Source organism: Stenotrophomonas sp. STEN056 (genome assembly GCF_056759635.1).
Window position 1 is genome coordinate 56,826 of record NZ_JBRRDL010000015.1, and the last position, 12,284, is coordinate 69,109.

Annotated in this window: 10 protein-coding genes; 5 read left to right on the plus strand and 5 right to left on the minus strand. The window is 62.5% G+C overall.

What is annotated here, in order from left to right:
• Nucleotides 1-112 precede the first annotated feature (112 nt).
• The 3 genes from ACVOLO_RS09910 to ACVOLO_RS09920 form a co-directional block, all read right to left on the minus strand.
• Nucleotides 113-2,779: a hypothetical protein gene (locus ACVOLO_RS09910; protein ID WP_481570098.1), complete on the minus strand. Its 2,667-nt coding sequence runs from the start codon at nucleotides 2,777-2,779 to the stop codon at nucleotides 113-115.
• Nucleotides 2,780-2,866: 87 nt separating this feature from the next.
• Entirely contained in the window at nucleotides 2,867-3,802 is a 936-nt protein-coding gene (locus tag ACVOLO_RS09915; RefSeq protein ID WP_481570100.1) for an electron transfer flavoprotein subunit alpha/FixB family protein, read from the minus strand.
• 81 nt (nucleotides 3,803-3,883) lie between these two features.
• Nucleotides 3,884-4,630: an electron transfer flavoprotein subunit beta/FixA family protein gene (locus ACVOLO_RS09920; protein WP_057627298.1), complete on the minus strand. Its 747-nt coding sequence runs from the start codon at nucleotides 4,628-4,630 to the stop codon at nucleotides 3,884-3,886.
• A 237-nt stretch (nucleotides 4,631-4,867) separates the two neighbouring features.
• Here ACVOLO_RS09920 and rfbB point away from each other — a divergent pair, with 237 nt between their 5' ends.
• From rfbB to rfbD, 4 genes are all read left to right on the plus strand, one after another.
• On the plus strand, nucleotides 4,868-5,923 hold the full coding sequence (gene rfbB / locus ACVOLO_RS09925; RefSeq protein ID WP_481570101.1) for a dTDP-glucose 4,6-dehydratase: 1,056 nt from the start codon (nucleotides 4,868-4,870) through the stop codon (nucleotides 5,921-5,923).
• 92 nt (nucleotides 5,924-6,015) lie between these two features.
• Nucleotides 6,016-6,903: a glucose-1-phosphate thymidylyltransferase RfbA gene (gene rfbA, locus ACVOLO_RS09930; protein ID WP_481570102.1), complete on the plus strand. Its 888-nt coding sequence runs from the start codon at nucleotides 6,016-6,018 to the stop codon at nucleotides 6,901-6,903.
• Nucleotides 6,900-7,457 (plus strand): dTDP-4-dehydrorhamnose 3,5-epimerase, encoded by a 558-nt coding sequence (gene rfbC / locus ACVOLO_RS09935; protein ID WP_481570103.1) that lies wholly within the window; start codon nucleotides 6,900-6,902, stop codon nucleotides 7,455-7,457. Before rfbA ends, rfbC begins: the two co-directional genes overlap by 4 nt.
• A complete protein-coding gene (gene rfbD, locus ACVOLO_RS09940; protein WP_481570104.1) occupies nucleotides 7,454-8,359 on the plus strand; it encodes a dTDP-4-dehydrorhamnose reductase in 906 nt (301 codons plus the stop codon). Before rfbC ends, rfbD begins: the two co-directional genes overlap by 4 nt.
• Nucleotides 8,360-8,647: 288 nt before the next feature.
• On the opposite strand, the gene ACVOLO_RS09945 is transcribed toward rfbD, so the two are convergent.
• Nucleotides 8,648-10,051 (minus strand): mannose-1-phosphate guanylyltransferase/mannose-6-phosphate isomerase, encoded by a 1,404-nt coding sequence (locus ACVOLO_RS09945; protein WP_481570105.1) that lies wholly within the window; start codon nucleotides 10,049-10,051, stop codon nucleotides 8,648-8,650.
• 8 nt (nucleotides 10,052-10,059) lie between these two features.
• Entirely contained in the window at nucleotides 10,060-11,406 is a 1,347-nt protein-coding gene (locus ACVOLO_RS09950) for a phosphohexomutase domain-containing protein (protein ID WP_481570106.1), read from the minus strand.
• A 142-nt stretch (nucleotides 11,407-11,548) separates the two neighbouring features.
• Here ACVOLO_RS09950 and ACVOLO_RS09955 point away from each other — a divergent pair, with 142 nt between their 5' ends.
• The gene (locus tag ACVOLO_RS09955) at nucleotides 11,549-12,283 is read left to right on the plus strand and encodes a CoA transferase subunit A (protein WP_481570107.1); all 735 of its coding nucleotides are present in this window, start codon (nucleotides 11,549-11,551) and stop codon (nucleotides 12,281-12,283) included.
• Nucleotide 12,284 lies beyond the last annotated feature (1 nt).

The following is a 12,284-nucleotide window of genomic DNA, read 5'->3' on the forward strand; positions in this document are numbered from 1 at the left end:
CACGCCGACTCACAGAAGACACAGGGTGGTCGGATCTGGGCCACGGTCCATGGACGAAGGGTTTATCCGTGTTGCCGGGTGGCTGCACACAGTGGAGCTGGCCCGGGGTTGCCTATTGCAATTCCAGGAATTGGCTCTGGCCGTGACGTGCGAGTACCTTGGCTCTTTGCTGCAATGCATCCATGCCATCGAGGCAGGCGGATTCCCGGTTCGATGGCAGGAATACATAGCGAATCCCTTGTGCAAGTAGCCAATCACGGTCGAATCGTTCACAGACGTGGGCCAAGTAGTTGGCGGTCGTGAAGTCTTCGCTACCCTGATAGTAGTAGAACGCAGCAGGAGGGCCGTCGTAGAACGGCAAGGCGCGCGTGCCTGTTACTGGGAACACCCAGCTTTCATTGTGGGCACGGTGCCGCGAGTTTGGCAGGAGCACGTATCCGTCGCTGAGTTCGTGCTGTCGCCACAAACGCTGGACGTCCTCCAGTACGGCAAGGTCATCTTTGCTGGCGCACCCGAGTGAACCGCAATAGTCCACGCGGGGCGACTCCATCATGGGCTGCACACGGTGCATGCCGATGAAGGTAAGGGCTACAAGGACTGCTGCAGGCAGTGCTACTTTCCAGAGCCGATGGCGGGCCAAGGCAACAGGTGCCGCAGCTGCCAGGACGGTGACCGTGAGAATCTTCAGTTGCCCGAGGCTGAGGCCGAAGTAAGGCTGCAACAGGTAGAAACGCCGGTCGCTGAGTAGTGTTGCAAACAGACGATCAGCCGCCCAGAGCGAGAGCAGTACAAATACGGCGGTCAAAACAACGCGAGCAAGTGCGGTTGGCTTTCGGCCCAGCTTGAGCAACCAGGGCAGCGCGCACATTGCCAACAACAAACCAAACAATGGTTGCTTCTGGCCGGGGATCAGATGTGTGAACCCTTTGAGGAACTGCCACGGGCCCTGAAGAAGGAGGGCTTTCCAATGGTGCAGAATTTCCGCGCCGGGAATTTCCCGCAGCTCATCGCTGAGCGTGAATCTGCTTGCGGATGTGCCGGAGCCGAGCAGTAGCTGGTGATAGTAGGGATCAAGCAACAGCAGCAGGATCAGCAGCAGCGGCGATAGCGCCAGCCAGGGAATGCGGCGTTCCCATAGGATGCAGCCCAGCGAAAAGGCTGCAAGCAGTATGAGTGGGACGACGATGTTGATCGGATTGAGGATGGCCAGTGTCAGCAGGCACAGCGACGCCACGATAGCCATCGGCCGGCCATAACGCAGTTTGTTGGTCTGTTGCGGAAGCAGGGGAAGCGTGGCAATGGCGAGGAACGCGATTCCCATCTGTCGGCCCGCGCCTTCCATGTGTGCGTACACGGAGAACAGGGGTATCAGCAGGCCAGCGCAGGTGATGCCCAGTGCTGTGGCAAAAACCAGCGTGATTGTTCCGGAACGTCGGCACCTCAACGCAAGCGCTTCGGCGATTACCAGGGCTGCGGTGAAGGCCTGCAGCAGCGGAAGTGCAGTTACCGAATTGCGCACATCCAACAGGGACAGCTTGGCCCATAGGAAGCCAAGTACGCCAGTTCCAGCCGGGTAGTTGAACAGGTCACCTCCGGTCCATGGAATCCCACCGAGCAGTTCGATCTGTCGGGCGAAGTAAGCATGGGTATCCGGGTCGCTTGAAAGCATCACGATACGGGGAAGCTCACGGTCGCCTATCGCGATGCAAATAGCCGACAGCAATCCAAGCTCCAGAGGGAGCCATCTGCCGGTGGTCCAATGTCGTTGCCATGTCGCTGTACCCAAGCGCGTCCTGGCCAGATAGGCCGCCGCGGCGGCAACGAGAACAAACAGCTCGATCCCGGTGAGGGGAATGTGGCCAATCTTGTCCTGCAGGACGGACCTGAGCAGAACATAGAGCACAAGCGCGGCTTGGCCGGTGACCAGGGCAAGGAAAAGAGCGGGTCTGCCTGGTGTCTGCTTCCAGCCAACAAGGCTCAACAGTGCGAAGCCGACAACAGTGAAGCCAAGCGCAGCCAGCAACAAGGCGCTGCCGTAGGCAACGCCGCGAGGGGAGCAGAGCCCGTCGCAGCCGCTGCCAAGCAGCGCAAGCAATGCCAAACCCCCGGCCAGTGCTGCTACTGCAAGGCCAGTGCCACGGCCAGGGTGCAATCGGCGCAGTGATTCCGCTATCAAGCGTCGAGCAAACCATGCAAGTACTGCAAGCCCCAGCACGCCCAGTCCGAGTACCGCGTTGGCCAGTACTTTCTGCGCGCGCAGTGACTTGGTGAGCACATCAGGCACCGCGAACTCGATGTAAGGATCGGTGCCCGTTGAGACCAGTTGCAGTGCATCGTTGCTGGGTGGAAGAAGTTGCAGTTGGTTGACGCCGAGTACGGATGTCCTGAGTGAGGATCCGACGAGCTTTGCTTCGGTGGCCCCTTGTTGCAGCACCAGACTCTGAACGGTGGCATCGCCAGGAGTGTTGCCTACATCGAGTCGTATGGCCTTGACCGTGCGCTTGCTGGGAATTTCTACACGATAGGTGTGAAGTTCAGCATCGGCGCGAAGCTGCAAGGGCAGTGAGCGTGCCTCCGAGTAGCTATTGTCTCCCCGATAGAAGACTTGGCCGGAAGTGCTGGAAGCGGCGAGCTCAAGTGTGATCGATATGGGTATCAGCGATGCCTTGCGATACTGCCCCCAGCCAGCCAATGCCAACAGCAGGCATGCAATGAGCAGCATCATCCAGCGCCGAAGCAGCTGATCATTGTCTTTGGGGGTGGTGTCTGACTTGGCCATCCCCGATTTTCGCCTTCTCCAACCGTAAACAGCAAACTGCCCGGCTGTGCCGGGCAGTTTGCAAGTCTCTGTTGGCTGCTTGGTTTGTCAGAGTGCGGCTTCCAGCTCCGGCAGCAGGGTGAACAGGTCACCGACCAGGCCGATATCCGCAACTTCAAAGATCGGCGCATCGCCGTCCTTGTTGATGGCCACGATGGTGCCGGCGTCCTTGATGCCGGTCAGGTGCTGGATGGCGCCGGAGATGCCCACGGCGATATACAGCTCCGGGGCGATGATCTTGCCGGTCTGGCCGACCTGCATGTCGCTGGGCACATAACCGGCGTCCACGGCGGCGCGGGAGGCACCGACGCCGGCGCCGAGCTTGTCGGCCAGCTGGTAGATCACCTTGAAGTTCTCTTCCGAGCCGACGCCGCGGCCACCGGAGACCACGCGCTTGGCGCTCTGCAGGTCCGGGCGGTCGCTCTTGCCGGCAGCCAGGCCGACAAAGCGGGTGTGCGAGGGCAGGGCGACATCAACGCTGATGGCCTCGACCGGCGCGCTGTTGCCCTTGGCCGCTTCCGGCCACGAGGCAGCACGGACAGTGGCCACGACCACCTGATCGGCCGGCACTTCAACGGTGATGATGGCGTTGCCGGCGTAGATCGGGCGCTTGAAGGTATGCGGGCCTTCCACGCTCATCAGGTCCGAGACCTGGTTGACGCCGAGCAGTGCGGCGACGACCGGCATCAGATCCTTGCCGGTGGTGGTGGAGGGGCCAAACACGTGGCTGTAGCCGGCCGCGGCCTTGGCAACCTGCGGCGCCAGCACCTGGGCCAGGGCATGTTCGTTGGCCGGGTTAGCCAGGGTCAGCACCTTGCTGACACCGGCGATCTGCGCGGCGTCGGCGGCGATGGCGGCTGGGTCGGCGGCCAACACCAGCACATCGATGTCGCCACCGATGGCGGCGGCGGCCGAGACGGTCTTGGCGACGGCGCTGTTGAGCTTGCCGTCCAGATGTTCGGCAATCACAAGAATCTTAGACATCGGAACTTCCTTCAAATGGGGAGCTGAGCTTCTGCATTGGAAAGTCCGGCCAGGGATGGCCGGGCTCTTGATCAGGGATGATTACAAGAGCCCCTTCTGCTTGAGTGCGGCCACCAGTTCGGCGGCATCCTTGACCATCACGCCCTTGCTGCGCTTTGCCGGCGCCGCGTAGTGGGTGGTCTTGAACGTGTCGGCGGCTTCAACGCCCAGGTCGGCCAGCTGCAGGGTTTCCAGCGGCTTGGCCTTGGCCTTCATGATGTCCGGCAGTTTGATGAAGCGCGGCTCGTTCAGGCGCAGGTCGGTGGTGATGACGGCCGGAAGGTCGACTTCCAGCGTTTCCAGGCCGGCGTCGACTTCGCGGGTGACCGTGGCCTTGCCATCGGCAATCTCGACCTTGGAGGCGAAGGTGGCCTGCGGGCGCGCCCACAACGTGGCCAGCATCTGGCCGGTCTGGTTGGCGTCGTCGTCGATGGCCTGCTTGCCGAGGATGACCAGGTCCGGCTGTTCCTTCTCGACCAGCTTGAGCAGGGTGCGGGCGGCGGTCAGCGGCTGGATGGCCTGGTCGGTGACCACGTGGATGGCGCGGTTTGCGCCCATGGCCAAGCCATTGCGCAGGTGTGCCTGGGCGTCGGCCGGCGCGATGGTGGCGACCACGACCTCAGTGGCGATGCCCTTGTCACGCAGGCGAAGGGCTTCTTCCAGAGCGATTTCATCGAACGGGTTGGGCGAGAGCTTGACGCCGTCGGTAACCACGCCGGAACCATCCGGCTTGACCTGAATGCGGACGTTGTAGTCCACCACGCGCTTGTACGCGACGAGGATTTTCATGTGCTGCAGGGTCCTTCGAGTGCTGAGGGGGCCGGCGCCGGCCGGTGTCTAGGTCCGATCCCGATTCTAGCTGGCTTGCTGCTTCCATGCGAATGCGTATGGTGATGCTGCGGCGCGGCATTTTTCATGTAACTCCCTCATGCGCCTTCAATGGTGCAGCTTGTGAAACGAGCCTCGTTATATCCTTAGCCAACCAACGTGCTGCATCAGGCAGCCGAAGATCAGGAGAGTATCTGCGTGACCACGTGGCTTGTGACCGGCGGCGCCGGCTTTATCGGCGGCAACTTCGTTCTGGAAGCAGTGAGCAAGGGCATCCGGGTCATCAATCTGGATGCACTGACATACGCCGGCAATCTGAAGACGTTGGCAGGCCTGGACGGTAATCCGAACCATGTGTTCGTGCAGGGGGACATCGGCGATGGTGCGCTGGTTTCCCGCCTGCTGGCCGAGCATCAGCCCGACGCGGTGTTGAACTTCGCCGCTGAAAGCCATGTGGACCGCTCCATTGATGGTCCGGGTGCGTTCATCCAGACCAACGTGGTCGGTACGTTGGGGCTGCTCGAAGCGGTGCGCGATTACTGGAAGGCCTTGCCGGCCGGGAAGGGTGCGGACTTCCGTTTTCTGCATGTGTCCACTGACGAGGTTTACGGCACCCTGGGCGAGACCGGCCTTTTCACCGAGACCACCCCTTACGCGCCCAATTCTCCTTACTCCGCCTCCAAGGCGGCTTCAGACCACTTGGTGCGTGCGTTCCACCACACCTATGGCCTGCCGGTGTTGACCACCAATTGCTCCAATAATTACGGCCCGTACCACTTTCCGGAGAAGCTCATTCCACTGGTCATCGCCAAGGCGCTGGCGGGCGAGCCCTTGCCGGTTTATGGCGATGGCAAGCAGGTGCGTGACTGGCTGTTCGTGACCGATCATTGCGAAGCCATCCGTACCGTGCTGGCCAAGGGGCGTGTGGGCGAAACCTACAACGTCGGTGGTAACTCGGAACGGCAGAACATCGAAGTGGTGCAGGCAATCTGCGCACTGCTGGATCAACGCCGTCCGCGTGAAGATGGCCAGCCACGTGCCAGCCAGATCACCTATGTGGCAGACCGCCCGGGGCACGACCGCCGCTACGCGATTGACGCGTCCAAGTTGAAGAATGAGTTGGGCTGGGAGCCGAAGTTCACGTTTGAACAAGGCATTGCGTTCACCGTTGACTGGTACCTGGACAACCAGGAATGGGTCAATGGTGTGCTTGATGGCAGCTACCGTTTGCAGCGCATCGGCACCTCTGCCTGAACATGCCTGATTGTCGATGTGGCCAAGCCGCACATGCGGCTTGATGACGGGCGGCACGGCACTACGGCACTTTGCCAAAAAGGAATCTGGAAATGACGCAACGCAAAGGCATCATCCTGGCCGGCGGGTCTGGCACTCGCCTGTACCCGATCACCAAGGGGGTTAGCAAACAACTGCTGCCGGTCTACGACAAGCCGATGATCTATTACCCGCTCAGCGTGCTGATGCTGGCCGGTATCCGTGATGTGCTGATCATCAATACCCCGCACGAACAGGCCTTGTTCCAGCAACTGCTCGGTGATGGCTCGCAGTGGGGCATGAACATTGAATACGCCGTGCAGCCCAGCCCTGATGGCCTGGCGCAGGCGTACCTGATTGGTCGTGATTTCGTCGGTGGCAAGCCGAGTTGCCTGGTGCTGGGTGACAACATCTTCCATGGCCATGGCCTGCGCGAGGTGCTCAAGCGCGCCGATGCCCAGCAACAGGGAGCGACGGTGTTTGGCTATTGGGTCAACGACCCGGAGCGCTACGGCGTGGCCGAGTTCGACAAGGACGGCAGGGTGGTTGGCTTGGTCGAGAAGCCCGAGAAGCCGCGTTCGAACTATGCGGTGACCGGCCTGTATTTCTACGACGGCAATGCCAGCGACTATGCGGCCGCGTTGAAGCCTTCACCGCGTGGCGAGCTGGAGATCACTGATCTCAACCAGCGCTACCTGGACGAAGGCTCGTTGCAGCTTGAAGCGCTGGGACGGGGTTACGCCTGGCTGGACACCGGCACGCACCAGTCGTTGCTGGAGGCCTCCAACTTCATCGAGACCATCCAGACCCGCCAGGGCCTGCAGGTGTGTTGTCCGGAGGAAATTGCCTATGGGCAAGGGTGGATCAACGCCGGGCAGCTGGAAGCACTGGCTGCGCCGCTGTTGAAGAATGGCTATGGCCAGTACCTGCAGAAGCTGGTCGAACGAGGAATTGTTCCGTGAAAGTAATTGAAACCGCATTGTCGGGCTGCGTTGTCATCGAACCGGCGGTGTTTGGCGATGAGCGTGGTTTTTTCTTCGAGACCTGGAACGCAGAGCGCTTCAAGGCGCTTGGCCTGCCGGACAAGTTCGTGCAGAGCAACGTGTCGGCGTCGAGCAAGGGTGTGCTGCGTGGCCTGCATTACCAATGGCCACGCCCGCAGGGCAAGCTGGTCAGCGTGCTGGAAGGTGAGGTCTACGATGTGGCGGTGGATATCCGTCGCGGCTCGCCGACCTTCGGGCGCTGGGAGGCGGTGGTGCTGAGCGCGGAGAACAAGCGCCAGTTCTGGATTCCGGAAGGCTTTGCGCACGGTTTTGCCGTGTTGTCCGAACGGGCGGTGTTCAGCTACCTGTGCACCGAGGTGTACCTGAAGGAAGCCGATGCCGGCGTGCGCTGGAATGATGCCGACATCGGCGTGGATTGGCCGATCAGCGGCCCGACCTTGTCCGCCAAGGACGAGAACGCGCCCTTCCTGAAGGACATTGCCGAAGACCGCCTGCCGGTTTATCTGCCGTGACCGTGCTGGTGTTTGGTGGCAATGGCCAGGTAGGCCAGGAACTGCTGCGTGCCTTGGCGCCGCTGGGCAATGTCATGGCGACGACGCGCAGTGGCAAGCTGCCGGATGGCAGCGCCTGTGAAATCGCCGACTTCTCCCAGCCCGACAGCCTGCCTGCATTGCTGGATCGCCTGCAGCCGTCGGTGGTCGTCAATGCCGCCGCTTACACGGCAGTGGATCGTGCCGAGCAGGAGCCGGAAGCGGCTTTCCTTGCCAATGCGCAGGCGCCTGGCGTGATCGCGCGGTGGTGCGCGGCGCATGACGTGCCGATGGTGCATTACTCCACCGACTATGTGTTCAACGGTGAAGGCACCGCGCCGTACCGGGAGGAGGAGCGCACCGCGCCGCTGGGCGTGTACGGCACCAGCAAGCGTGACGGTGAAGAAGCCGTGCGTGCTGCGGGTGGGCGCCACCTGATCTTCCGTACCGCCTGGGTCTACGCTTCGCACGGTGCCAATTTCCTGCGCACGATGTTGCGCGTGGGCGCGGACCGTGACGAGTTGCGCGTGGTGGCCGACCAGATCGGCACACCGACGTCAGCCGCACTGATTGCCGATGTCACCGCGCAGGCCTTGCAGCATCCGGGCCGACTCTCTGGCACGTGGCATCTCACCGCTTCCGGGCAGACCAGTTGGCACGGTTTTGCCGAGGCGATCTTCGGTGAGGCGCTAATGGCCGGGCTGCTTGCCAAGGCGCCCGTGGTGCATGCAATCGGCAGTGCCGAGTACCCGACCCCCGCCAAGCGGCCATCGTGGTCGGTGCTGGACAACCGCAGGTTGCAGCAGGACTTCGGCATCGTGCTGCCACCGTGGGAACACGGCTTGCGCCACGTCATGGCGGAACTTGCGGCTGCCAAAGCGTAAGCAGACAAGGAGAAGCCCCGGCCATGCCGGGGTTTCTTTTTCCGCCTTCCCGTAGGAGCGACCTTGGTCGCGAAGCTATGAATCAGCCAGATGCGGAGCCATATGTGATTGCAGCCAGCTCGCGCGCTTCAGCTCCATCGGCTTCGCGAACAAGGTCGCTCCTACGGGCATGATCCGCAGGTCGCGATCCTGTTCCCGCAGGCCGATCGCATTGTTGAACGGCGCTGTGTTGTTCCCATGAAAAACCCCGGGAAAGCCCGGGGTTTTCAGGGTGACGATGCTGCGGACTCAGGCGCGGCCGTAGGTGTCCTCGAAGCGCACGATATCGTCTTCGCCCAGATAGCTGCCCGACTGCACCTCAATCAGTTCCAGCGGCAGTTTGCCCGGGTTGCGCAGGCGATGGGTGACACCGAGCGGGATGTAGGTGCTTTGGTTTTCGGTAAGCAGCAGCACCTCATCACCGCGGGTGACTTCGGCCGTGCCACTGACCACGATCCAATGCTCGGCGCGGTGGTGATGCATCTGCAGGCTCAAGGTGCCGCCGGGCTTGACCGTGATGCGCTTGACCTGGAAACGCTCGCCGTTGTCGATGGAGTCGTAGGCACCCCACGGACGGTAGACCTTGCGGTGCCATGTCGCCTCGCTGCGGCCGTCGGCCTTCAGCCGTGCGACGACATCCTTCACTTCCTGCATGCGGTCGGATTTGCCGACCAGCACCGCGTCGTCGGTTTCAACAATGATGATGTCGTCCAGCCCGACCATTGCGATCAGGCGCTCGCCATAGGCAAACGTGTTGTGGCAATCGATGGCGATCACATCACCGCGGTGCGCGTTGCCGTCGGCATCCTGGTCGGAGACATCACGCAGCGCGGTCCACGAGCCGACATCGCTCCAGCCGGCGTCCAGCGGCACCACCGCCGCAGCGCTGGTCTTCTCCATCACCGCGTAGTCGATGGAATCCGACGGGCTGGCGGTGAAGGCCTCGGCATCCAGGCGGATGAAGTCGCTGTCACGGCGTGCCTTGTCCCACGATGCACGGCAGGCAGCGAGGATCTGCGGCTGCAGGCGCTCGAGTTCTTCCAGGTAACGTGACGCACGGAACAGGAACATGCCGCTGTTCCAGTAGTACTCGCCCGAGGCGACATAGGCTTCGGCGGTGGCCAGGTCGGGCTTTTCGACAAAGCGTTCGATGGCGCGAGCACCTTCGCCGGAGGCCGCCTTGATGTAGCCGTAGCCGGTTTCCGGCGCGGTCGGTTGAATGCCGAAGGTGACCAGCTTGCCCTGTTCGGCAATGGTGGCCGCTTCAACGATGGCCTGGTGGAAGTGCGCGACGTTGCGGATCAAATGGTCCGACGGCAGCACCAGCAACAACGGGTCATCCCCATTGCGGCGTGCTTCCAGCGCGGCCGCGGCAATCGCCGGCGCGGTGTTGCGACCGATCGGCTCCAGCAGAATGGCCGATGGTGTCGTACCGACCTGCTGCAACTGCTCGGCCGCGACAAAGCGGTGCGCCTCATTGGCAACCACGATCGGCGGCACTGCGGCCACATCGGCCACCCGCAACCAGGTGGACTGCAACATGCTGTGCGTCCCGGACAGTTGCAGGAACTGCTTGGGATAGGCTTCGCGCGACAGCGGCCACAACCGCGTGCCGGAACCACCGGAGAGGATGACGGGCAGGATCTGGCTCATGGCGTTCCTCAGGCGGTGATCAGTTTGGAAATTTCAGCGGTACGTTCGGCAAGCAAGGTGGCATCGCCCCGGGTTTCCACATTCAAGCGCAGCAACGGCTCGGTGTTGGAGCTGCGCAGGTTGAAACGCCATTGGCCGAAATCGGCGCTGATGCCGTCGGTGTGATCCAGTGCGGGCGACTGCGCGGCGAAGTGCGCCATGACGCGCGCCACGGCGGCCTTGGCATCGCTGACCTTGAAGTTGATTTCACCACTGCAGGGGAAGCGCGCGATGCGGTCTTCAACCAGCGCGGCCAGCGATGTGCCGCTGCTCGAAACCAGTGCGGCGATCAGCAGCCACGGGATCATGCCGGAGTCGGCATAAGCGAACTCGCGGAAGTAATGGTGTGCGCTCATCTCGCCGCCATAGACGGCATTCTCAGCGCGCATTTTCTCCTTGATGAAGGCGTGGCCGCTCTTGCACAGCACCGGCACGCCGCCGGCCGCTTCCACCATCTCCACGGTGTTCCAGGTCAGGCGCGGGTCGTGGACGACCTTGCCACCCGGGTTGCGCGACAGGATGGCCTGGGCCAGCAGGCCGACCAGGTAATAGCCTTCAATGAAGCGGCCTTCGTGGTCGAAGAAGAAGCAGCGGTCGAAATCGCCGTCCCACGCGATGCCGAAATCCGCGCCATGCTCGCGCACTGCGTTGGCGGTGGCGTCACGGTTTTCCGGCAGCAGCGGGTTGGGAATGCCATTGGGGAAATTGCCATCGGGCTCATGGCAGATGCGTACGAATTCAAGCGGCAGGTGCGGTGCCAGCAGGTCGATGATGCTGCCCGCGCCGCCGTTGCCGGCATTGACCACCAGCTTCAGCGGCTTCAGCGCGGAAACGTCCACGTAACTGAGCAGATGCTGGATGTAGGCGCTCTTGTCGTGCTGCGGGCGCTGCTCTGCACGCGGTGGCTGCGCGGCGCTGTCATCGGCAGCAACCGCATCGGAGATGGCGAACAGGCCGGTGTCCGAGCTGATCGGCTTGGCCATCTCGCGCACCAGCTTCATGCCGTTGTAGTCCATCGGGTTGTGGCTGGCGGTGACCATCACGCCGCCGGCAGCCTGCAGGTGGTCGGTCTGGAAATACACCTCCTCGGTGCCGCACAGGCCGATGTCGATGACGTCACGGCCCTCGCCACGCAGGCCGCTGGCAAGCGCCTCCTGCAGGCCGGGGCTGGTCAGGCGCACATCGTGGCCCAGCACCACCGGGCCGGCGCCCAGTTGGGCTGCCAGGGCCTTGCCGATCTTGCGGGCCATGTCTTCGTTGAGTTCGCCGGGCACGCGGCCGCGGATGTCATAAGCCTTGAAGGCGGGAAGGGGCATGCACGCGTCCTGCTGGTGAAAGAAGCCTAGTTTAGTCGTCCAGAGGCGCCGTAGCTGTCTGCGGACTGGACGAACGTCCAAGGCGGCAGCCCCCGGACAATGGCTAGAATGCGCGAATCATTACTACTGTGGGCGTGAAGCGATGAGCGATCTCTCAACCCAGACCGGCCAGCGTGGCAAGGTGTTTGCCAGCGCCGCGCAGGCCCTGGCCGGCATCGTGGCCGATGACCAGACCCTGGCCGTGGGCGGTTTCGGACTGTGCGGCATCCCCGAGGCGCTGATTGCCGCGCTGCGTGACAGCGGGGTCAAGGGCCTGACCGCCATTTCCAACAATGCCGGTGTCGATGGTTTCGGCCTGGGTCAACTGCTGGAAACCCGCCAGATCAAGAAGATGATTTCGTCCTATGTGGGCGAGAACAAGGAGTTCGAGCGCCAGTACCTGGCCGGCGAACTGGAGCTGGAATTCAACCCGCAGGGCACCCTGGCCGAGCGCCTGCGTGCCGGCGGTGCCGGCATTCCGGCGTTCTTCACCGCCACCGGCTACGGCACCATCGTGGCTGAAGGCAAGGAGACCCGCGAATTCGACGGCAAGCACTATGTGCTGGAAACCGCGCTCAAGGCCGATGTCGCGCTGGTCAAGGCGTGGAAGGCAGATGAAGCCGGCAACCTGCTGTTCCGCAAGACCGCGCGCAATTTCAACCCGGCCTGCGCCATGGCCGGCAAGGTCTGCGTGGTGGAAGTGGAGGAAATCGTGCCGGTTGGCAGCATTGATCCGGACCAGGTGCACCTGCCGGGCATCTATGTGGACCGCATCGTTTTGAACGCAACGCCGGAGAAGCGCATCGAACAGCGCACCGTGCGTCAGGAGGGGAACTGAA